The sequence below is a fragment of the Fervidobacterium changbaicum genome (assembly GCF_004117075.1).
Lineage (GTDB): Bacteria > Thermotogota > Thermotogae > Thermotogales > Fervidobacteriaceae > Fervidobacterium > Fervidobacterium islandicum.
In genome coordinates, this window is the sequence record NZ_CP026721.1 from 1,205,855 (window position 1) to 1,227,584 (window position 21,730).

21 protein-coding genes are annotated in these 21,730 nt (G+C 38.9%); 16 read left to right on the forward strand and 5 right to left on the reverse strand.

From position 1 onward, the window contains the following. Positions 1–651: 651 nt before the first annotated feature. The 4 genes from CBS1_RS05695 to CBS1_RS05710 all read right to left on the reverse strand — a co-directional run bounded on the left by CBS1_RS05695 (position 652) and on the right by CBS1_RS05710 (position 3,684). Positions 652–1,263, reverse strand: coding sequence for a Na+/H+ antiporter NhaC family protein (locus CBS1_RS05695; protein WP_241685482.1), 612 nt, complete (start codon positions 1,261–1,263; stop codon positions 652–654). 83 nt (positions 1,264–1,346) lie between these two features. Further along, entirely contained in the window at positions 1,347–2,096 is a 750-nt protein-coding gene (locus CBS1_RS05700) for a Mut7-C RNAse domain-containing protein (RefSeq protein ID WP_090222055.1), read from the reverse strand. A gap of 41 nt (positions 2,097–2,137) precedes the next feature. Further along, positions 2,138–3,358 (reverse strand): adenylosuccinate synthase, encoded by a 1,221-nt coding sequence (locus CBS1_RS05705; protein WP_090222057.1) that lies wholly within the window; start codon positions 3,356–3,358, stop codon positions 2,138–2,140. A 50-nt stretch (positions 3,359–3,408) separates the two neighbouring features. Beyond that, positions 3,409–3,684 carry an acylphosphatase gene (locus tag CBS1_RS05710; protein WP_033192195.1) on the reverse strand — a complete coding sequence of 92 codons (276 nt, stop codon included), beginning with the start codon at positions 3,682–3,684 and terminating at the stop codon, positions 3,409–3,411. 371 nt (positions 3,685–4,055) lie between these two features. On the opposite strand from CBS1_RS05710, the gene CBS1_RS05715 reads away from it, so the two are divergent. The 5 genes from CBS1_RS05715 (at position 4,056) to CBS1_RS05735 (ending at position 10,116) form a co-directional block, all read left to right on the forward strand. Continuing rightward, the gene (locus CBS1_RS05715) at positions 4,056–5,444 is read left to right on the forward strand and encodes an aspartate kinase (protein WP_033192196.1); all 1,389 of its coding nucleotides are present in this window, start codon (positions 4,056–4,058) and stop codon (positions 5,442–5,444) included. A 24-nt stretch (positions 5,445–5,468) separates the two neighbouring features. Next, the gene (locus tag CBS1_RS05720) at positions 5,469–6,884 is read left to right on the forward strand and encodes a homocysteine biosynthesis protein (RefSeq protein WP_236938352.1); all 1,416 of its coding nucleotides are present in this window, start codon (positions 5,469–5,471) and stop codon (positions 6,882–6,884) included. A 38-nt stretch (positions 6,885–6,922) separates the two neighbouring features. Then, positions 6,923–7,750, forward strand: a complete 828-nt coding sequence (locus tag CBS1_RS05725; protein ID WP_052107216.1) for a UPF0280 family protein — start codon at positions 6,923–6,925, stop codon at positions 7,748–7,750. Positions 7,751–7,773: 23 nt separating this feature from the next. Further along, positions 7,774–8,724, forward strand: coding sequence for a methylenetetrahydrofolate reductase (locus CBS1_RS05730; RefSeq protein ID WP_338323348.1), 951 nt, complete (start codon positions 7,774–7,776; stop codon positions 8,722–8,724). 198 nt (positions 8,725–8,922) lie between these two features. Further along, entirely contained in the window at positions 8,923–10,116 is a 1,194-nt protein-coding gene (locus CBS1_RS05735) for an L-cysteine desulfidase family protein (protein WP_090222091.1), read from the forward strand. Between the two features lie 12 nt (positions 10,117–10,128). Here the strand turns inward: CBS1_RS05735 and CBS1_RS05740 are convergent, their stop codons facing one another. Beyond that, positions 10,129–13,629 (reverse strand): histidine kinase N-terminal 7TM domain-containing protein, encoded by a 3,501-nt coding sequence (locus CBS1_RS05740; protein WP_241685484.1) that lies wholly within the window; start codon positions 13,627–13,629, stop codon positions 10,129–10,131. 162 nt (positions 13,630–13,791) lie between these two features. On the opposite strand from CBS1_RS05740, the gene CBS1_RS05745 reads away from it, so the two are divergent. Genes CBS1_RS05745 through CBS1_RS05790 form a run of 11 tightly spaced genes read left to right on the forward strand, consistent with a single transcriptional unit; the run spans position 13,792 to position 21,708 of the window. Further along, the gene (locus tag CBS1_RS05745) at positions 13,792–14,928 is read left to right on the forward strand and encodes a sodium ion-translocating decarboxylase subunit beta (RefSeq protein WP_456263882.1); all 1,137 of its coding nucleotides are present in this window, start codon (positions 13,792–13,794) and stop codon (positions 14,926–14,928) included. A 35-nt stretch (positions 14,929–14,963) separates the two neighbouring features. Then, positions 14,964–15,131 (forward strand): hypothetical protein, encoded by a 168-nt coding sequence (locus CBS1_RS10340; RefSeq protein WP_164969247.1) that lies wholly within the window; start codon positions 14,964–14,966, stop codon positions 15,129–15,131. Then, positions 15,094–16,161: a sensor domain-containing diguanylate cyclase gene (locus CBS1_RS05750; RefSeq protein WP_090222060.1), complete on the forward strand. Its 1,068-nt coding sequence runs from the start codon at positions 15,094–15,096 to the stop codon at positions 16,159–16,161. The genes CBS1_RS10340 and CBS1_RS05750 overlap by 38 nt, the downstream gene beginning before the upstream one ends. 31 nt (positions 16,162–16,192) lie before the next feature. Continuing rightward, entirely contained in the window at positions 16,193–16,843 is a 651-nt protein-coding gene (locus tag CBS1_RS05755) for a class I SAM-dependent methyltransferase (RefSeq protein WP_052107217.1), read from the forward strand. Positions 16,844–16,890: 47 nt separating this feature from the next. Continuing rightward, positions 16,891–17,583, forward strand: a complete 693-nt coding sequence (locus CBS1_RS05760) for an energy-coupling factor ABC transporter ATP-binding protein (protein WP_090222062.1) — start codon at positions 16,891–16,893, stop codon at positions 17,581–17,583. Positions 17,584–17,589: 6 nt separating this feature from the next. After that, positions 17,590–18,831 (forward strand): type II secretion system F family protein, encoded by a 1,242-nt coding sequence (locus CBS1_RS05765; RefSeq protein WP_090222064.1) that lies wholly within the window; start codon positions 17,590–17,592, stop codon positions 18,829–18,831. A 24-nt stretch (positions 18,832–18,855) separates the two neighbouring features. Then, positions 18,856–19,188, forward strand: a complete 333-nt coding sequence (locus CBS1_RS05770) for a type II secretion system protein (RefSeq protein WP_033192203.1) — start codon at positions 18,856–18,858, stop codon at positions 19,186–19,188. A 2-nt stretch (positions 19,189–19,190) separates the two neighbouring features. After that, a complete protein-coding gene (locus CBS1_RS05775; protein ID WP_090222066.1) occupies positions 19,191–20,111 on the forward strand; it encodes a hypothetical protein in 921 nt (306 codons plus the stop codon). Beyond that, a complete protein-coding gene (locus tag CBS1_RS05780) occupies positions 20,083–20,643 on the forward strand; it encodes a hypothetical protein (protein WP_090222068.1) in 561 nt (186 codons plus the stop codon). The genes CBS1_RS05775 and CBS1_RS05780 overlap by 29 nt, the downstream gene beginning before the upstream one ends. After that, complete coding sequence (locus CBS1_RS05785; protein WP_090222070.1) at positions 20,640–21,038, forward strand: hypothetical protein; 399 nt, start codon at positions 20,640–20,642, stop codon at positions 21,036–21,038. Before CBS1_RS05780 ends, CBS1_RS05785 begins: the two co-directional genes overlap by 4 nt. Positions 21,039–21,066: 28 nt before the next feature. Further along, positions 21,067–21,708 (forward strand): hypothetical protein, encoded by a 642-nt coding sequence (locus CBS1_RS05790; protein WP_090222071.1) that lies wholly within the window; start codon positions 21,067–21,069, stop codon positions 21,706–21,708. The last annotated feature ends 22 nt before the right edge of the window (positions 21,709–21,730 follow it).

The window sequence follows — 21,730 nt, forward strand, 5'->3', positions numbered from 1 at the left end:
AAACATAGCAAATTTTCATACTACATATTGTTCGTGGTAAAAACTCGACCACAACTTATTGATTAGTGGTAAGTTTTTGGTAAGTTTCTGGTAAGTTTTTACCGCCTCTGGTAAGTTTTTTACCACTGTATCTTGTAGAAAACAAATTTAGCTATCTACTTATAGATTATTGAGAACCGTTCGCAATAAGAAACTTACCAAATTTACCAATAGTGAAAAATTTCACAGCTTTTAGGCTTACCTAATTGTACTTATCCCTTTTATCCATCGGTGTTAGAAAAACTTACCACCTTTTTAGCTGCATGAATTCTAATTTTTTTGAAAAAACTTACCAGGGTGGTAAGTTGTAACAAAAAGGTGGTAAGTTGTAATATACGTCTATAAGATTCATAAACACAACGTTTTTGTGTTAAATCCATGTAAACTTACCAAATTTACCACCCCTATAATATAATACTACTACTAAATACTTTAACGTTATATATATACCTATCGTTAAGGTATGGGGTGGTAAATATCCAAGTTAGTGTAATCACAAAAATGGACTCTTCGAAATATAAAACGTAAACAAAAACGGCCAGGATAGAATTATCTTTGGAAATTCAAAAAACTATCCCGGCCGTGTTAATAGAAGACTAACTTCAAACAGCCCTACGATCCTGCATACGTTTTCTCAGAGAACTGATATCTTCTAAGAGAATAAACATGGAGTACTCTTGCCAAGGCAATTATCAATACAAGACCGATGAAGATCAGTACAAAGGGTGATATCTTAAAAGACCCGTAGAGAATGAACATTATTAAGCTTACGAAAGCTGTGAAAACTGCATATGGCAACTGTGTGTTAACATGATCCATATGATCGCAGCTGGCAAATGTGGAAGATAGTACTGTCGTATCGGATATAGGTGAACAGTGATCACCAAAGATTGAACCTGCAAAGACTACACCAGACATTACCGTTACAGACAACCAAGCGTCTCCCGCAAGCTTGTAGGCAATAGGAATAGCTATCGGCGTTAGAATAGCCATAGTTCCCCACGAAGTACCCGTAGCAAATGAAATGAGAGCCCCGACTATGAAAATTATTCCAGGAACTAATGAAAAAGATGTTCCTTCTTTTATTGAAGATACCACAAATCCTGAAAGATCAACATCTTTGGTCACGCTGCCGATAGACCACGCAAGGACAAGAATAGTACAAGTAAGAAGCATTAGTTTAAATCCATCAACAATTGTTTTAAAAGTCTCTGAGATGTCCATGAGTTTGAAACTAATAGGATGATTTGCAATACAAAAAGCGAAAAGTAAACCGATAGAAGGTATATGATGGAAAGAATTCTTAATTACTTTCCTTTTGAAAGGTTTTCCAGGAATTTCTCTATAAAAGTGTTCATGTTTTCATAATGCGTTCCACCCCAGTACACTTTCCCGCATTTGGAACATTTTGCGAATTTATCATAATTTTCCTTAACTTTCTCAGGTAATTGATCGAGTATAACACTCTTTGAAACACTTATAAGTTCACCGTTACACTCCATGCACCTTGTGAAGGGTCTAAACCACCTTTGAAGGCCGTATCTAAGTGTTACTTCTCTCAGTTGTTCCTCAGGTTTATCAGATCTTACAACATAACCGTAGACAACTTCACTCTTTTTCAGCATACCTCTGTCGCGTGTCAGTATAATGAGATTCTCACTCACCGCTTTTTGAACGATCATCTCATCTTCCACGATGCCGTACTCTGCACTTATCCCTAACATCCTTAGAAGCCTTGCAAGTTTTCCAAGGTGGATATCCAAGATGAACTTCGGAACGCCTGCGTACTTGGGAGTTAAAACGTACTCTTTAGGTATGTCTAAATTGCACTCAGGATAAACAAAGTACGTATCGCCATTTTCAACGATCCTGTCAAAGCGAACAAAGTCTTTGCGCAGGGTTATAAAATACACCTCGGTGTGCGGAACACCGAGGCGTTCTATACAATCTTTGATTGTTTGGTTAATCCCAGCATCAATTTTTACATATCTGTCTCCAACTAAGTCAACTAAACTACCAAAGAATCTAATAGTTATTCTGACTTCGGCTTTATTCATCTTATCATTCTCACCAAAAATTCCTCTGTTATTTATCTTTGCTATCCAAGTTCCACAATATCGCTGACAAGTGCACCAGTGGATATGTAGGTTATCTTTCTTCCAGTTTCCGATTCGATGAAGTTGACGAATTTTTCAAAATTCTTATCATCTAAACTCTTCCAGCCAGGAAATTCTAAGTATTCTACATGCACTTTATTAAGCATGTCTAATTCGTAAGGCGCTTCCACACTCTTTCCCATTTTTCCTCCGATTTTGTATCTGATGCCTATTTTTATTTTTTCCATCCCAGATAGAACATCCGCTTTGGTCATTATCATTTCATAGCAATCGGAAATTTCGATAGCGTACTTGAGAAGCGGTAAATCCAACCATCCACATCTTCTTGGCCTTCCAGTTGTTGCACCGTATTCTTTTCCAGCTTTTCTCAGTTCTTCTGCTTCTTGACCGAATAGTTCGGTTGGGAAGGGACCTTCTCCGACTCTTGTGAGATATGCCTTGAAAACACCTATGCGTTTGTCAATTTTCACCGGATACCCTAATCCAGCTTCAACTCCGGTCACGTTACAGTAAGTACCCGTAACGTACGGATAACTTCCCATGTCGACATCAAGCAAAACACCTTGAGTGCCTTCAAACAGAATATTTGAATTGTTTAACTCGAGCTTAATTTCAAGAGGAGAAACAACGTAGTTTTTGAGTTTTTCGTACTCTTCAAAAACGCAATTATAATCGCTCCATTCTATCGAGTAGAGATTTTTGTAGAGCTCGCTGATGAATTGCAATTTTTCAAGGGCAACATCTTTATCTTTCAAATCAACAAGCCTTAGCCCGATTCTGTGAACCTTGTCAGCGTAGGCAGGTCCTATTCCTCTTTTCGTTGTTCCAACGGCCTTACTACCCTTCGAAAGTTCAAACTTTTCGTCAAGTAGCTTGTGAACCGGTAAAACGACGTGCGCTAAACTGGAAATCTTTATTCTTTCTGAGATATCAAAACCTATCTTCTTCAACTCATCGATTTCGTCGTTTAAGACTTTTAAATCCACAACCACTCCGTTTGCGATGTATCCTTTAGTCTTAGTTCTTACATCAAAAGATGGAACTAAGTGGTGAACTAATTTAAAGTCACCGTATTCGACGGTGTGACCCGCATTGCTACCTCCACTGTATCGAACGACGTAATCGTAATCTTTGGAAAGGTAAGTCGTAACTTTTCCCTTTCCTTCGTCCCCCCACTGAAGACCGAAGCAAACTGCTTTCATGATTTTTCATCTCCTCTTTTGGAAAATTTTAAAACTGCGAAATTCTGAGCTCAGAACTCAACATGGAAATCTTTGTATTCCTGCGGTGGTAAGTCTTGTTCGTCGTAATCAGACACATAACTCCAACCGTTTCCTTCCATTATTCTTCTGAAAAGTTCGGACAGTTGTTCTTGATTACCTCCAGCAACGATAGTCACACTACCATCCATCTCGTTTTTCACATATCCTTTAACCCCTATTGCTCGTGCAACATTTTTAACAAAGTGCCTGAATCCTACTCCCTGTACAACGCCTCGTACGTTCCACTTCTTCCACTTAACTTCCATACTTTCGACTCACCACCCTAAGTATCTTCGGTGACTTTAGACCTAAAGATAATTTTTCAAAACACGCTTTTTTTATAGCACAATTTTTCAAAAATTCAATCTTGAAATCTGGAGGTTTTCGTGTATAATTTTTGCCAAAGAAAATCATTAGTCGAGAGGAGAAATTTAATAAGAATGGGAAAAACGAGAAGAAATAACTCAATTTTTAATATTAAGCTTATAAATTCAATAAATATGATGGCTATGATGATGTGGCGTACCGACCGTCCGGTATGCCCGTAGTTTGCTGGAAAGAAAACGGGACGGTCGGGTGAGAGAATCACCCGACCGTTTTTTTATAACCAGAATTTATTCTCAAAGGAGGCGGTTCCATGAGAGAGAATGAAGGATTCGTTGTGGTTAAGTTTGGTGGTTCAAATTTCAAAAGTCCAGAAGGATATGAAGACGTGATAGCGAAGATTAATGAGATACTCAGGTCGGAAAAAGGAAAGACTTTAGTGGTAGTTGTCAGTGCTGCTTACGGTATTACAGATAAACTGATAGGTGCTGTTAATAATTTCAAAAGCATAGATATCCACAATTTCTTGAGAGAAATATACAACTTGCACGCTTCTATTTTAGAGTCTAACGACAGTACAAATCTAACAGAATTGAGTGAGTTAGAAAGCAAGGTCTTTGAACTGGAGAAAGTATTTGATGCTTTGAAATTGCTCGGAAAAGTGCCTGATTTTGCAAGGGATTTGATAGTTAGCTATGGTGAGCGGCTTAATGCGTTTGTATTGCACACCTTGTTGAGAAGAAGAGGACTGAGCTTTGAGCTGAGGCGTCCGGAAGAATGGATAATTACAGACGGAAAGTTTGGAAATGCATCGGTGCTTCTTGAGTCAACTAAGGAATTGTTTGAGAAGAGGCCTAACGAATGGAAGAGTAATCATTCCATAATTCCCGGATTTTACGGTGCGTCCAAGGAAAGAGATATAACCCTTCTGGGGCGTGGAGGTAGCGATTATACAGCCACGGTTCTGGCATATGCGTTAAATGCCGAGTACGTTGTTCTTTTCAAAGATGTCAACGGATTTCTCAGTGGTGACCCGAAGATTGTCGAAAATCCTGTGTTACTTGAGAAACTCAGCTATGATGAGATAGAAGAGCTTTCATACTTTGGAGCGAAAATAGTTCATCCAAACGCAGTTGATCCACTCAAGAACCGTTCAATACCACTTTACGTTTGCAGCTTTTCAGGAAATTTTAGTCTGGAAAATTGTACGGAGATTTCTGCAGAAAAACATCGCACAGAGAAATGTGTGAAGAGTGTTTCGTTCACCGAAGATATAGCGATTGTTCAATTCTTCGGCGCAAATTTGGGGCGTGTACCTGGTGTTTTAGGCGAGATTGCAAAGAGTATCGCTCAAGCCGGTCTGAACATTAAGTTCGTTGTCACTTCACAAACGGCGATAAACTTAATAGTTTCTAAAAAAGACCTTCCCGAAGTTCTTCGAGTCTCGGAGATGCTCAGACTTAAGGAAATAGAAGATATCTCTTATCGAACGGACAAGGCACTTGTTGCCGTAGTGGGTTACGGTTTACTAGATACGCACGGCATTGCAGCAAAGGTGTTTGGGGCATTGGCTAAGAGTGAGATAAACGTTGATATGATTTCTGCAGGTGCATCGGAGGTTTCAATGTATTTCTTGGTTGATTCGCAGAACGTGAAGATGGCTGTTAAGCAAGTTCACAAAGCACTTTTTGAGGAAGCTTAAAAAGTAGAAATGGGGGTGGTTGATTTGGAAAATTTGAGGACGATTGAGGAAATTAACAAGAAGATTGAAAGAGGAGAGGCTGTGGTTCTAACTGCAGAAGAAGTTGTAAGAATGGCAAAAGAAGAAGGGGTTAAAGAAGTTGCAAGGAAAGTGGATGTGGTAACAACAGGAACATTTGCCCCCATGTGTTCCAGCGGAGCGTTTATAAACTTTGGACATACGATGCCTGCTATGCGTATGGAAAAAATAAAGCTGGCTGGTGTAGAAGTGTATGGTGGACTTGCCGCTGTTGACGGGTTCATAGGTGCGACTCAGGAGTCGGATTTTGATAAGACATTTGGTGGTGGGCACGTAATTGAAATGTTGATAAGAGGGGAAGACCTATTGCTTGAAGCGTATGGAAAAGGTACGGATTGTTATCCGGGCAAGAATTTTAGAGGGTACATCAATAAGGATATGATCAACGATTTCTTCCTTTTTAATCCGAGAAACGCTTACCAAAACTACGCAGCAGCTACTAACAGCTCTGGTAAAGTGCTTTATACATACATGGGCAAGTTGTTACCAAACTACGGGAATGTGAACTACTCAACTTCCGGAGAACTCAGTCCATTGCTCAAGGACCCGAAGATGAAGACGATAGGTATAGGAACAAGGATATTTCTCGGCGGAGGAGTTGGATACGTTTCCTGGTACGGAACACAGTTTAGATCCAACGTTCGAGAAAATGACAATGGTGTCCCTCTTGCTCCAGCTCGCACACTTGCATTGATAGGAGACGCTAAGAAGATGGAACCGAGATTTGTGAAAGGTGCGTATTTTAAAAACTACGGGGTGACACTATTTGTTGGTGTAGGAGTACCTATACCTGTTCTTAACGAGGAGATAGCGTTCTACGTCAGTCTTTCCAATGAGGAAATTCACACGGAGATTAAAGATTATGCGAAGTTAGAGAAACCTACCGTTGGAGTAGCGAGCTATGCACAACTGAGGTCAGGAAAGGTTAAAATCAACGGGAAAGAGGTTAGAACAACTTCCCTTTCCAGTTTACAAAAGGCAAGAGAAATAGCAAACATTCTGAAAGAGTGGATATTGGCTGGCAGGTTCTTCTTGACAAATCCGGCGGCTATGCTCGATGAGGAACGGACTTTGAAAAGCCTTTCTAAAGTTACTCAAATCGCTCTTCAATCGGAGGATGAAAAGGTTGAGTACGTTAGAGGAACGTCGCACCCAAAGGAGAAACTCAGCGAACACAAAGAATGTGTCAACTGTGGTGCGTGTATTTCAGTATGCAACTATGGAGCTCTTTACTGGGACGAAGACAAAGTTAAATTTGATGAGTCAAAGTGTGTGTACTGTATGCTCTGCACCGATACCTGTCCTGTTGGTTTGAGACTCCCAGATGAAAAATCAGACTTGAAGTTTGAAATGCCATATTGATGTTGAGGACTTTTAATTTTGCGAGCGGGGGACATACGATGAAGCAGAATGACTACAACCGATGTGGAAGACAATACAACGGGTATGGCGAACGTTTCGATATTTTACTTAGCCAAAGAAAGCTCAACGTCGTGAAAAGATTTTACAGAGATTATTATTCTGAAAACTTTGATAGATTTTACGTGCGTTACAAATACACCGATTTAGCAATTGCAACTGATAAGTTTACACTGGAAATGCTTGATGGTGTCTACGATTTAGTTAAAAAGCACTACGAAGAACTTGAAGAATTAAGAGCGATAAGCAAGGAATTCTTCGAATCTTTTAAGCCTGTAGATATCGTTGCTTTAAATATTCCAGATATTGCCCGTTCCATGTGCGAAGCTACGAAATTGGCAGAAGTTGGTCCTATGGCCGCAGTTGCCGGTGCGTTTGCAGAATCTGTAGGAAATTATCTTCTAAACCTGCACCACTGCGAGGAAGTCATTGTCGAAAACGGGGGAGATATTTACATAAACGTGCGCAGGCCGGTAAACGTTGGCATCTTCGCAAATTTTGAGAGCGAATTCAACAAGCTTTCCATAGCTTTGGAACCGGGCGAATACGGTGTGTGCACGTCATCTGGGAAGATAGGACATTCGATTAGTTTCGGAAATGCCGATGCTGCGTGTGTGATTGCCAAAAGTAGCACGTATGCCGATGCGTTTGCAACAAAATACGGGAATTTGATAAAAAGCGAGGATGACCTTGAAAAAGTCTTAGAATTTGTGAGGAAAGACGTTGATAGAGAACGTTACATACTTGGTGTGTTGTTTGTTGTTGACAAGAAATTGTTTGCTTATGGAAACGTAAAGCTTTCAATTTAAAACTGTAAGTGTGAGAAATGGAGGTGGGGAAGTTGAAGGTTTCTGAAATAGTCAAAGAAAAGAGAATCATATCGATAGAAATAATACCACCAAAGCGTGGGGAAAATGTTGAGAACATCTACAAGAGCTTGGATAAGCTCATGAAATACGATATCTCTTTCATAAACATAACAAGACATCCTGTGGCGGTGGACTACATTGAGCACGAAGATAGGATAATCAAAGTGCAGAAGGTCAAAAGGCCTGGAACGATCGGTTTGACTGCAGCACTTATGAATAGGTACAAAATCGATGTCGTTCCACATCTTGTATGTGTTGGAATGAATAAATTTGAAATGGAAGATACCTTGATCGACCTTGATATAATGGGCGTAGATAATGTGTTTGTTATTCGCGGGGAAACCGACCAAAACAACGGAAGTTATACGAAAGGAGATTACAGATACGCAGTTGACTTGGTGCAGCAGATAAGGGATTTGAACAGCGGAAAGTACTTGTACACGAAAGCGAAACCTACGAATTTTTGTATCGGTGTGGCAGGTTATCCGGAAAAGCACTACGAATCACCGAATGCAGAGACCGATTTGAAATTCCTCAAACAAAAAGTGGATGCTGGTGCAGACTATATTATCACTCAGATGGTCTTCGATGCAGAAGTCTATAGAAGCTTCGTTGAACGTTGCAGAATGGTGGGGATAGATGTTCCAATAATTCCAGGAATTAAACCTGTTGTTAGCAAAAGCTCTGTCTTCAACATCCCGAAGAAGTTTTTCGTAAACATACCTCAAAAATTGGTTGAGGCAATTGATAATGCAAAAACAAAAGAAGAAGAGTTTAGAATAGGGATAAGTTTCACAGTAGAACTTGTTGAAAAGCTTATCGAGTACGGAGCACCCGGAATACATGTTTTTACGATGGGGCGCGGTGAGGAAAGTTGTGAGGTGATTAAGTTCGCACAAAGTATAATTAAGTGAGAATTAGGAAAAATAAGAAACACCGATGGTTTGTCCGATGCTTATCTTTTTCAGCAAGAAAATAGGGTAAAATGTGATAGATTTATAAAAAACTTTGCTGTAGAATTTTCGTAGAATGAGATTTCTACAGATTTTCAAAAGGTGGTGTTCAATGTGGCAGTATTTGAAGAACCAATCGCAGTAGGGAAGATTAGAAAAATAATCAGGGATATATTTTTCGATAATGTGAAACTTTCGTACGGTTGCACAGAGCCGGTAGCTGTCGGGCTTTCTGTGGCCATTGCGAAGGATTATCTAAAAGGGGAACTGAATAGGATAGAGATTTTGATGGATAGAAATACCTACAAGAACGGTTTAGAGGTTGGTATCCCGGGAACGCATCTGCACGGTTTTGAAATTGCAGCCGCGCTGGCGTATTTGATTGGCAAATCCGAGTTCGGATTAGAGGTTTTCAAAAATGTCACTGGTGAGATAGTTTCTAAAGCTTACGAGATGAAGGATAAAGTCAGCGTGAAATACGAAAACGAGATACGTTTGCATATTAAAACAAAAGTTGTAGGAGATAACGAGGTACTTGTGGAGATAACAGATAGTCATGATAACGTGAGCAGAATAGTTGTTGACGGGAATGAAATACTGAACACACAATCGAGCGTGAATTTTAAAAAAGAAGGAGCAAAAGCTGTCACACTCAATGAGATATTTGATTATGTTCAAAAACCTGATGAAGATGTTTTGGAACTTGTCAGGAAGGCGACTGAATATAACATAGAGATTTCAGAAATTGGATTGAATACGGATGGGAATTTCGGGAGAGTCTTAGATGGTATACCGCGGTATGTTGCCGCAGGTGTCGATCAGCGAATGAGTGGAGCACTACTCCCTGTCATGACGGTGGCTGGTAGTGGTAATCAGGGTATTTCTTGTATCGTACCAGTATCGAAAGTTGCAGATGATCTTGGCGTATCGCAGGAAAAGAAAGAAAAAGCGGTTTTACTGAGTATACTTGTAACGATTTATGTGAAGGCTTATACGGGTACGTTAACTCCAATATGCGGGGCTGGTAGTATAGCTTCAGCAGGTGCATCAGCTGGAATTGTATTCTTGAACGATGGTAGCTATGAGCAGATTAAGAATGCCATCAACAACGTACTTGCTACGTTGTTTGGTATGACGTGTGATGGAGCGAAAAGAAGCTGTTCATTAAAAGCAAGTATTGGCACCCAGATGGCACTGAATTCAGCTAAGCTGGCTTTAAATGGTACAAATATCCCTTGCGGAAATGGATTTGCCGCAAGGGATGTGGAGGAAACGATAAGAAGACTCGAAGTACTTACAAATTCGTTGAGAAACTTCGATGAGGATGTCATAAATTTCATCGGACATTGCTGAACTTTGAATTTTTCAGCTTTTGAACTTTTCTTCGAATAATCTTTCAACAAAGGCGATTTCTTGAGAAAGCTTTTCGACTTGTTCAAGGTAATTGAATTCAGCATTTTTATCACGTGCAGCGTATTCGATAGCCTTTGCGAGTTCTCCTATTTCTGCAAAGCCAAGTGAACGTGCGGCACCTTTGATGCTGTGAGCTTCTCGTTGGATGGTTTCAAAATCTCCCATGGATAATGCTGAGATAATTTTGCTTAGTGAATCTTTCGAAGAGGTTACAAACATCGCAAGCAGTTCTTTTTCGAATTCTGGAGTTAAACCGTATTCTTTTTCAGCTGTTGCTAGCTCTTCCTTTAGTTTTGCTATATGTGATCCGATTGTATCTTGTGTTATATCTTGCCTTTTTTCAGCTTTTTTACCTTCAGTTTCGACCGAAACAGCTTGGTCACCGCTTTTTAAAGTTTCTGAGTCCTCTGGTTTTTCAACTAAATGGCCACAGTACGTTTCAAGAACACTCTCTATTTCTTCAAGCTTTATCGGTTTGACGACATAATCGTTCATTCCAGCTGCGAGGACTTCATCTTTTATATTCTTCATTGCATGTGCAGTTAGAGCCACTATTGGAACTTTCAGGTTAAACTGCCTTATCCGTTTAGTAGCTTCTATACCATCCATTTCCGGCATAAGTATGTCCATAAAGATCAAGTCGTAATTGTTTTTCAAAGCCTTCTCCATAGCTTCCTTTCCATTAAAAGCAAATTCAGGTTCTATACCGAACTTTTTGAGTACCTCTGTCATGAGTAGTCTGTTTACCTCGAAACCTTCTGCGATCAAGACTTTTGCTTTGTATTTTTTAATTTCAGAAGGTTTCTTTCTCTCTTTAGCTGGAACTTTTGAACACTTTTTTAATTTGAGTGTGAAATAGAAATTGCTCCCTTTTCCTTCTTCACTCTCGACGTTGATCTTTGAATCCATCAGTTCTACAAGTTGTTTGCTAATAGAAAGTCCCAGCCCAGTTCCTCCGTACTTTCTTGTAATTGAAACATCTGACTGCTCAAAGGGTTCGAATATCTTTTCGAGCTTTTCTTTTGGAATACCTATTCCCGTATCTTTTACCGAGAACTTTATGTACTGGTAGTCGTCATCTTCTCCCACTTTTTCTATACGAACGGATACTAACCCTCCTGCAGGTGTGAATTTGATGGCGTTGTTGATCAAGTTGAACAACACTTGTTGGAGTCTAACACTGTCGAAAATTAAACAATCAGAGATACTTTGGTCTATGTAAATTTCGTAATCAACGTTTTTCTCTTTTGCTTTTGCTTCGTATAACATGAGCGAACTTTGGAGTTCGGCTTTAAGGTTCGACTCGATGAATTCAAGTTGTAATCTTCCACTTTCGATCTTCGCTAGGTCCAGTATGTCATTGATCACTCCAAGCAAAACTTCTGTTGATTTTAGTATCGTTGAGAGGTATTTTCTTTGTTTTTCATCAAGTTCGGTTTCTGCAAGAAGGTTGGCGAATCCAACTATACCGTTTAAAGGGGTTCTAATTTCATGGCTCATGTTTGCAAGGAAATTGCTCTTTGCTACACTTGCCTCCTCTGCTAATTTTTTTGCGAGTATCAGTTCTTGTTCGTACCGTTTCTTTGATTCGATGTTGGCGATGAGAGAAGCCAAGAGTGTGAAAATATTCTTTTCAACCGGGTGCCAAGCTCTCCTTTCTTTAAGAGCGGCACTTACAAAACCAATAACTTCGTTTTCCAGTTTTATTGGAGTAATAAGTGCCGAATAATTTTCCCCAAGAAGGCTTAGAATTAGCTGGTTCTGCGTGCTTTGTTTTGTTATTACAAATTGTTTACCTCTCATGAGATTATCGAGCTCGGGACCTCTTACTTTTTGAAGATCAATCTCAACTTTGGAAGATTCATTTGGATTAGATGAGTAGAACCAGGGATTGATAGAAGTGAATGAATCTTTGTCTTTAACAAACTTGTAGACTCTCATTCTTGATACATTGAGTTCTTTTGCAACAAGTTCTATGGCCCTTGAAATTTCCTCATCAAGCTTTTCAACTGGTAAATTTATAAAGTTTATAGCCAGGTTTACAATTATCTGTTGGTATTTTGCAAGTTTTCTTATTACCTCTTGCGCAACTTTTTGTTTGGTGATGTCTTTTTGTATCGACAGTATTCCCTTTCTCCCGTTTGGCAGAATGATACTTGTTTCGTAAAGTTCTATGTATTTGATCTCACCGCGTTTCCCGACGTTTCTCACCGTATGAATCAATTTTTTTCCTGAAAGTATTTCCTGGATATTTTTTCTGACTCTTTCAGTGTCTTCTTTTGGGGCAAGGATCGTAACATTCCGACCTATAAGTTCTTCCTTAGTCTTCCCGTTTATCTTACAGAATTCGGGATTAACATCGATGATATTACCTTCCTCGTCTTCTAAGAGTATGCCGACGGGGGCAAATTCGAATAGTGTTTTGTAGCGTTCATTTTCAATCATCCTGGCTCGTTCCGAGAGTTTTATGTCTGTTATGTCATGGAAAAATACCACAGTACCATTCTTTTTTCCGTTCTTGCTAACCAGTGGGCTTGTCCATATTTCAAAATAGTGGCCAAACCTTTCAATAACACCTTGCCCTTTTTCAATAGTTCCAATGCATTCTTCGCTTAGAATATTCTGAGCAGGTTTGTACAGTACATCAATATTCCCAAGAAAGTCCTTTGCATATCTTTTGAAATTTTCATTTGCGCTGACTATGTATCCTTCTTTATCAAGAACAACTATCAAGTCTCTTGAAGATTCGTATACTATGCTTTTTACTTCGTTTTCTAAGTCAAACCCGTGCAATCTTTGGGCTTCAAAAAGTATTATGATTATACTTACCATCAATCCGAAAGGTAACAAGTCAATTGGCAAATTAAAGATAATGTACACAGCACTTGCCATAACAGGTATTACAACCGCAGCTAACAGATGTAAGATTGTAATCTTGCGAAAGATAGTTCTGTATTTATGCGCTATTCTTAGAATGATGTAATAAGCAGCAAATGAGACTACGTAACTATATAAAATATGTAAGTAATACAGAGGTCCTCTTATTATGTACTTGTCTTCGACAAGATATGCCTTTAAGAACAAGTGATGTAAATTGTTTGTCCAAACAGATAATGTTGTTGTTATTGGAATTATAAGTAAAAGTATAACTTTCCTCTTTGAAATCTTTATACCTGCAAAGCTTGAAACAAAGAAATACCATAGCACAGGCAAGTATGGAATTGCGAAGTATTGTATTTTGTACCAAAAGAACGCTTGATCGAAGTTGTTAGACAGTATGTTCAGTAGTTCCATTGCGTATCCAAAAGAGTAAAACCCCACGGTGAAAGATGCGATGGCCCCGGTAATTGAGATTGACTTATTACGGTACTTTAAAAAAACTGCTATAGTCTGCAGTGATATTATCGAGTTGTACAAAAGGAGGAAAATATAGGTTGTTGAAACATTAAGCATAACAATCACGCTCCAGATTTAAATATGTTCCGATTGACAATTTTTTTAAATCGATGAATTTATGAAAAAAATGATGTTACAAGAAAGCAAAATTACCATTTTTAGCTTTCACAATGCTAAAATATTAAAGTAGCAATGACATTACACAGAAGCCCTTTGGAGGTGTTTGCGTTGCAAGAGCTCTTAAATGGAGTACTCGCTTTGAACTTTGGAAATGTTACAATGGTAGCAATAGGGCTCTTTCTAATTTATCTCGCCATCTCTAAGGAATACGAACCTGCGCTCTTAGTCCCCATTGGTTTTTCTACGATATTAGTAAATATTCCGTTTTCCTCCGCTATAGATCAGTGGATAGATGGTGTTCTGCACCGTGGTGTTTTAAACGTATTTTTCGACATAGGTATTATAACAGAAATTTTTCCATTATTGATATTCATTGCAGTTGGTGCGATGATTGATTTTGGGCCACTGCTCGAGCATCCAATTATGTTCCTTTTTGGTGCAGCTGCTCAATTTGGTATATTTGCTACGATGGTTGTTGCGACGCTTTTGGGGTTCGATATCAAGCAAGCCGCTTCGATAGGGATAATAGGTGCTGCGGATGGTCCTACCTCGATATACGTTGCTGGAAGATTTGCAAAAGAATTGCTTGGCCCTATCTCGGTTGCTGCTTATTCTTACATGTCGCTTGTGCCTATAATTCAACCACCAGTCATAAAAGCTTTAACCACCAAGGAAGAAAGAAAGATAAAAATGTCTCCGAAAAGTCTTAGGATAAGCAAAAGAGTCAAGATAGTCTTTCCTATATTGGTTACCATTGTTGCAAGTTTGATAGCTCCAAGTGCTGCGGCACTAATTGGTTTTTTGATGTTTGGTAATTTGTTAAGAGAATGTGGCGTGTTGAATTCCATCGCAAAAACAGCTCAAACAGAACTGGCGAACATTGTTACTATCTTTCTTGGATTATCTATAGGTTCTACAATGACGGCAGACAAATTTCTCAAACCTCAAACACTTTACATAATGCTTCTTGGTATCGTGGCTTTTGTCTTTGATACGGCTGGTGGAGTTCTTTTTGCAAAGTTTCTCAATCTCTTTCTTAAAAACAAGATTAATCCAATGCTTGGAGCAGCTGGAATTTCTGCTTTTCCAATGTCTGCGAGAGTCATTCATCAACTCGGTAGAAAAGAGGACCCGACAAATTACCTTTTGATGTATGCAGTTGGTGCAAACGTTGCTGGTCAGATAGGGTCCGTCTTGGCCGGTGGAATACTGATTGCACTGGTAAGCAATTTGTGAAAACTTTTAGTCGATAAGTGACGGGAGATGAGAGTATGGTGAATGAGAATTTCTTGACAGCGATAAGGGTCGGTATTACGGGTTACCTGTCACTCATAGCTGTACTCATTTTATTCTATTTTCTAATAATCTCGTTTGTTAATTTTTTCGCGGAGAGTGATAAGAATGGCTCGAAAAAAGGAAACAAGAGAGCTGAAGAATGAAATCAATAATACGTACTTGCTTTTTAGTCAGTATCTGATGGATACGATTAGAGATAGATCGACTCCGCTAAAGAAAAGGGACTTTGAGCGACTTCTTAAAATAGCCGTTGATAATCTCAGCTTTGTCCACAGTGGAAGCGTCCTATGGCAGGACAGCGATGGAAGATTTTTCTATTTGGCTGCTTATAACCATGATTACGATATTCTAAAAAACGTCACATTCGCTCCACATGAGATGGTCATGAGAAGATTTAAGCACGTCTACGTGATCAAACGTAGAAGTGTTGATATCATTAAGGAACTTGCAAGGAAATTAAACGAAAATGAGAAGCACATTCAAGAAAAGGCTCAAAGCATAGATAATATAAAGGCTTTCATTTCCATTCCCATTAGATCTCAAAGGAAAATTGTTGGTTTCTTTAATTTGGACACCTGGGATCACGAAAATATATTTGCGGAAACTGGATTTGAAAGTGTTGCCGAGTTGATGGGCAACTTACTCTCCATCGTTGTTGAGCGATTTGAATTAATTGATATGGTAAAAGAGAAGAACTCTGAACTTGAAAAGATCAACCTTTTCGATAAACTGACTTATCTTCCCAACTTGAAATTTCTATCGCAGTACTTCGAAAAATACTCGGAAATAACAAAACGTCTCCCTACGAAGTTGTACCTGGTGTATATAGATATAAAGGAATTCGAGAAGATTAACAGAATGTATGGATACGAATTTGGAGACGATTTGATTCTTAAATTGTCGAAAATAATCACAAAATCTTGTAGGAAAAGTGACATAGTTGGGAGAACAAATGGCGATGAATTTATAATACTAACACTTTCCAAAGAGAACCCCAAATCACTGATCAAAAGAATTCAGGAGAAAGTATCAGGTTTCGCTACGAAATCTGGTCTGAATATCGAAATCCAAATAAGCACAGTTGAATATGGAACAGATGGTAAAGACTTCAATACATTAATTTCAAAAGCTCAAGAAAAAATTTACGAGAAAAGGGTTTTTGCTACGTATTGATTTGCTAAGCGTATAAAACGGAGGTGAAAAAATGAACGAAAAAGATAAAATAAACAAAAAAGGTCACAGTTTGCAAAATTCTGAACATTTCGAACATTATTACGTTGAAGAACCTCAAACTCCTTTAAAAGTTAGAGAGGTACAACTTAAACTGAAGAGCGGGCACATATACACGTTTAAAAGTCCCTCAGGGGTTTATTCTTTTGGAGATGTCGATAAAGCGACCCAGATACTCATTAATCACCACGCTCCAGTAAGTGGGAAGGTTTTAGACATAGGTTGCGGATATGGGGTGATAGGCATTGTTCTTAAAAAGGAAAATCCTCAAATAGAAATATTCATGTCGGATATTAACAAAAGGGCGGTTGAATTTGCGAAGATAAACGCCAAAGACAACAATATAGATGCAGATATACGACATGGAAGTCTGTACGAACCATGGTCTGGGATGGTTTTTGATCACATAATCGCTAACCCACCGATTGTCGCTGGTAAGAAGGTGTGGATGGATCTTGTTTCTGGAGCATATGAACATCTAAAACCCGGAGGGACACTCCAGTTGGTTGCCTATCACAACAAAGGAGGAGAAAGGATTAGAAACTACATGAAAGATATTTTTGGAAATGCTGAGGATATTTGGAAGGAAGGCGGGATTCGGATTTATTTATCAAGGAAAGAATAAAATCTGGAAGTCGGTAATAAAGCTTGCGAATTGGTGAGTGGACAAAGATGTTGATAGAGTTAAAGGAAGTCTCTGTGATTTTCGAAGAGAGTACGGATATTGAAAGAGTAGCTCTCAGAGAAATAAATCTTTCTTTTTCATCAAACGAGAGCATTTTACTTGTTGGAAACACTGGTTCCGGTAAAACAACGTTGATTTATCTGATAGACCTACTAATAAAACCCTCTAGAGGTTCTTTATCCTATGATGGTAAAGACCCTTTTTTGTATCCTTACGAATATCGTAAGAAGTTCGGAGTAGCATTTCAGATACCAGAACGTCAATTCTTCAGTGAAATGGTGGAGCAAGAGCTCACATACGCTGCAAAGAATTTTCAAGTCCCGTTTACTCAAAACGATATTGAAGAAGTTCTTGAGCTCGTTGGTTTGAGAAAAAGTGTCCTCAAAGAATCACCCTTTCGGTTATCTGGCGGAGAGCAACGAAAGGTGGCTATTGCTTCTATTTTGTTGCATAAACCTGAGTTTCTCATCTTCGATGAACCAACTGCAGGATTGGACCTCCAAGGCGTGCTTTCGGTTAGAGAAATACTTAAGAAATTTAAGCAAAATGGAAAGGGATTCCTTATAGCTACGCATGAGCCCGAGCTCTTCGAAGATCTATGTGACAGAAAGGTCTTCTTGCACAAGGGCACGATTTTCGAAGATTTGCGTTTATCCACAATCCGTGCGAAAGGTTGGTGAGTTGATTTGGTTTATCAATATAAAGGCATAGACCGAAGCGGTAGAAAATTGAAAGGAATTGTCCAAGCTGATAATATAAAGGAAGCACTTGATAGGCTCAAGGAGCAGGGGATACTGGTTACAGATATTGTTGAAAAGGCTGAAAAGGGTCAGAAAAGCTCAAGCGTACGCACAGTTCAACCTGGGCGTAATGTTCCGAAAAAGAAAACGGTTTTTCAGGTAAGGTTGAAAGATATAGTTCTTTTTGCAAGACAGTTGGAAACTATGATTTCCGCTGGTTTGAGACTCGTTGATGCGATAATGACTTTATCAGAACAAGAAGTGTTTTCAAGGAAGTTTCGAAACATACTTAAAGAAATTGCTTCCGACATGAAAGGTGGTATGTCGTTTTCTGACGCCCTTGAAAGGCAGGGAGTATTTGATTCGATATTTGTAAACATGGTCCGCGCTGGTGAAGAGGGCGGTGTACTGGACGTAACGATGAAAAAAATTGCGAATTACTACGAGGGTATCAATAGATTAAGAGAGCAGGTAAAATCATCGATGGCTTATCCTATGTTTATTCTCGGGTTTGCAGTCGCAGTTGTTATTGTGATTTCTGTATTTATTTTACCAAAGCTTATCTCTGTCTTTGGTGCAACACCTCAAGGTGGAGTATTGGGAATGCTTATGAAACTGAACTATATTTTCACTAAGAAATGGTACATACTTCTGCCTATTGTTATTGGAATCGGTGTCGGATTGAAATTTTTCTTAGATACTGTGTACGGTGCGTACGTTAAGGAATTCATTGGAGGATTAATTCCGCCTATTAGGAAGTTAAGGCTCAAAATGGCCAACGAACGATTTACAAGGACACTTGGGGTTCTCATTGGTAGCGGTGTTCCAATGGTTAATGCTTTGGATATGGCTGCAAAAGCTTCAAATAATCCCAGGTTTTTAGCGATTATTTCGAAAGTTATTGATGAAGTCAAAGCTGGTAGTAGTCTAAAAGAGAGTCTTAAAAGGGCAGGTATTTTTCCACAGATAGTGTACGAAATGGTTGGAACGGGCGAGCAAACTGGTAAGTTAGATGTTGTCATGGAAAAAGTTGCTGATTTTTACGAAGAAGAGATATTGGCAGATACAAAAAAGCTTGTTAACCTTATCGAGCCTATGATGATCGCATTTGTTGGTTTGTTTATCGCATTTATTGCTTTTACAATGTACTCAACGATATTCCAGATGCAGGGGCAGTTTGGTAGGTAGAATTTGCTGGTAAGGTGATTAAGTTTGAACCTTATCGAGTTAATGGTTGTTCTGCTAATCTTAAGTTTGGTTTTTGTTGCTCTTTCAGTCAGTATCTCAAAAATGGCAGACGTTGATTTAAATAAAGAGTATGTAGAAACGGCGATCTATGCTGGTCTGTGGAAATCCCAGCTGTATAAAGATTACAAGGGAAGCTATTGCCGAGTCGCCACGATTAATATGATGGAGTTTTACAGAGTTTCAGAGAACAGCCTTTCTGGGATCGTGGTTGACTCTTTCAGGTGGGTAAAAGGTGGTAAATACTCAGGAGTAGCTGTTGAGCCTATAATTATTAAAATTTCAGGAGGTGCAAAGTAATTTTGGGCATTCTTTCGAACAGAGTAGTGGCTTATAGTCTGAACGACGGGCAAATTAACACTGCAGTTGCAAAATACCGCGGAGGTAAGCTTAGAATAAAAAGCTATTATCCACAGTTCATTCTACCTGATCCAGAAGATATAACAGTCGTAAATGTGCCGTGGGATATTATACAAATGATATTCTTAGAATTACCACCGACGAAGAAAGAAAAGGACCGTATCAGAGCTGCTGAATTAGAAATCAGGAGAATTTACAACCTTAGTGAAGATTTGATCGTGTCGTGCATTCCTTCACTCTTTGGAAAGTGTTTGACCTTCTTTTTGAAAAGGACAGATTTCTTCAGGTACCTCAGTTCGTACAATATTGATTTCATACCTGATGTCGCTTATCCAAATATCATTGCCGAGCTGTTGATTGCCAAGAAGCTTCCGGGTAGATGGATTTACATTGTGCTCAGTGAGTACAGCTCTGGTATAGTGATTATGAACGGCGAGAATATTCTGAACGTTAGGATGATTGATTTTTCGTTGAACGAAGTGAACCACTTGATTAAAGAAGAAACAGGGTTTGAACTTTTTGAAATTGAAAACAGTGGTAACGAAGAACTGATAGGATACGCTAAAAGGATAGTAGGAAGCATAATTTACGACATATTGGCGATAATAAACAGAGAAGTGATAATCACAATCAATACAACGGAACTGGAAAAGCTTAGTTTAGAAATGATCGACGGAATTTCATTGGTATGTCGATCGACCGTTCTCAAAGAGGCGCTTTTATCTACTAACTCGGATTTCAAGTCAAAACTCTCTGAGGCTGTATTTTCATTCCGGCCACATGCAGAGCTAACCATAGCAGACCTTGGCCTTCTATACAGGGGGGGATTAGAACTTGGAAAGGTTAAATCTATCACCTGGTAGGAAGAGAGTTTTGAAATTAAGTTCTTTTCTTGTACTCTTGGTAATATCGCTCGTGCCTTCTATTTCGTTCTTTTCAGCCTCATATTTTCTTAAGGAGCAAAAAGTTTCAAAGTTGTTAGTTAATTACCCCGAGGTTTTTAACAATCTCTCAACTGCGGATTTGAAAAGCTTAGATACCCAAGTAGAGAATCTACTATCCTCTTTAAAAAGCAAGGAATCTCAACTAAGAACCGTGAATGAGGGAATCAGAAGTTATATAATTGAAAAGTACAAAGATACGTACTTCCTGCGCAGGTTTTTGAAGTATGTATCATCAAGCACAAATAGCTACTTTTTAACAGGGGTGCTTTACGACGGGCAAAAATTTTACTTGGAGTTCTATGAATACGGTACGGAAACCCAAATCAGTACCTCAACGGTTTACAATGACTTGGGAAGATTCTACAAAGATGTAAATGTCTCTTTAATGGAACAGAGAAACTTTCTGGGAGATTTAAAGTACTACCACTATATCTGGGAGGGTATGAAATGATACTGATACCACGAAAAGTGGCGGTAACTATTTCCATTCTTACGCTAATCCTGTCACTTGCTGGTAGCTTTCTTTATTTTTCCAACAAAACATATTCGTATATTTCTAAGCTTGAACAGAAGTTTTCTGAAATAAGAAATGTATACCGCACAGTATCGCAATTGGAAGAACAGGGTAAACAGCTAGAAAAAGTCAGATCGCTAATTTACAATATCCAAGGGACCTTTGCTGATGACGAAATGACTTCCGCTGAACTTAAAGCTAAGCTGGAGGAACTTCTTTCTGAGAAGGTGCTGGCAATAGATTACTTGGTTATAAAGTCATCTTTCAATGAACCATTAGCATTTAAAAAGACTGCTGTGAAATATACATTGATCATTCGTAGTTCCGAGTAAGAGCAGGAAATGAGGGTGGGGAGAATAGATGGCATTGAATAAGAGGACTATAATACTTCTTGTATTAGCTGTGGCTATATGGGGCATTGCTATCGTTGTTTTGTATATAAATTACGGGCCAAAAAAGTCCAGTCCACAACCATCGTCTGGATCTTTAAATCAAGCGACACAACAGGCGATTTCTCAGACAAACTTATCTAATTCAACGAGTAATAATGCAGCCAGTAGTCAGAACTCCGGTGATATTTCTTCGGCGCGTGAAACTACTTCAGCAACTATGAGTTTTCCCAGCCAAACGAATTTAAGTATTACAGAGCTAGCTTCACTAGTTGAATACAAGGTAAACGTTCCAAACGTTTTTGAACCATACTTTGTGGATCTTGTAAGTTTGCTCAGTGGAGTTGCTGGAGATCTAGAATCCAAAAGTTCTTCAGTGTTCATTGAAGACATAACTTCAGATAACATTCAGTATCACGGTTACTTGGAAATCAGAGATGGAAAATCGAAAATAACTAAATTGTATCTTACGTTGAATGGTGAAACTAGATCTTGGCTTAGCGATGAGTTGATCGATGCAAAATACAAGGTTATATACATCGGTAGCAAGCATTTGGTTGTTTTGGATACAACAGATGGTAAAATAAAAAAGATAGGAGTTAGCAAAGAATAATTTTTGATCAATAGGGGGGATA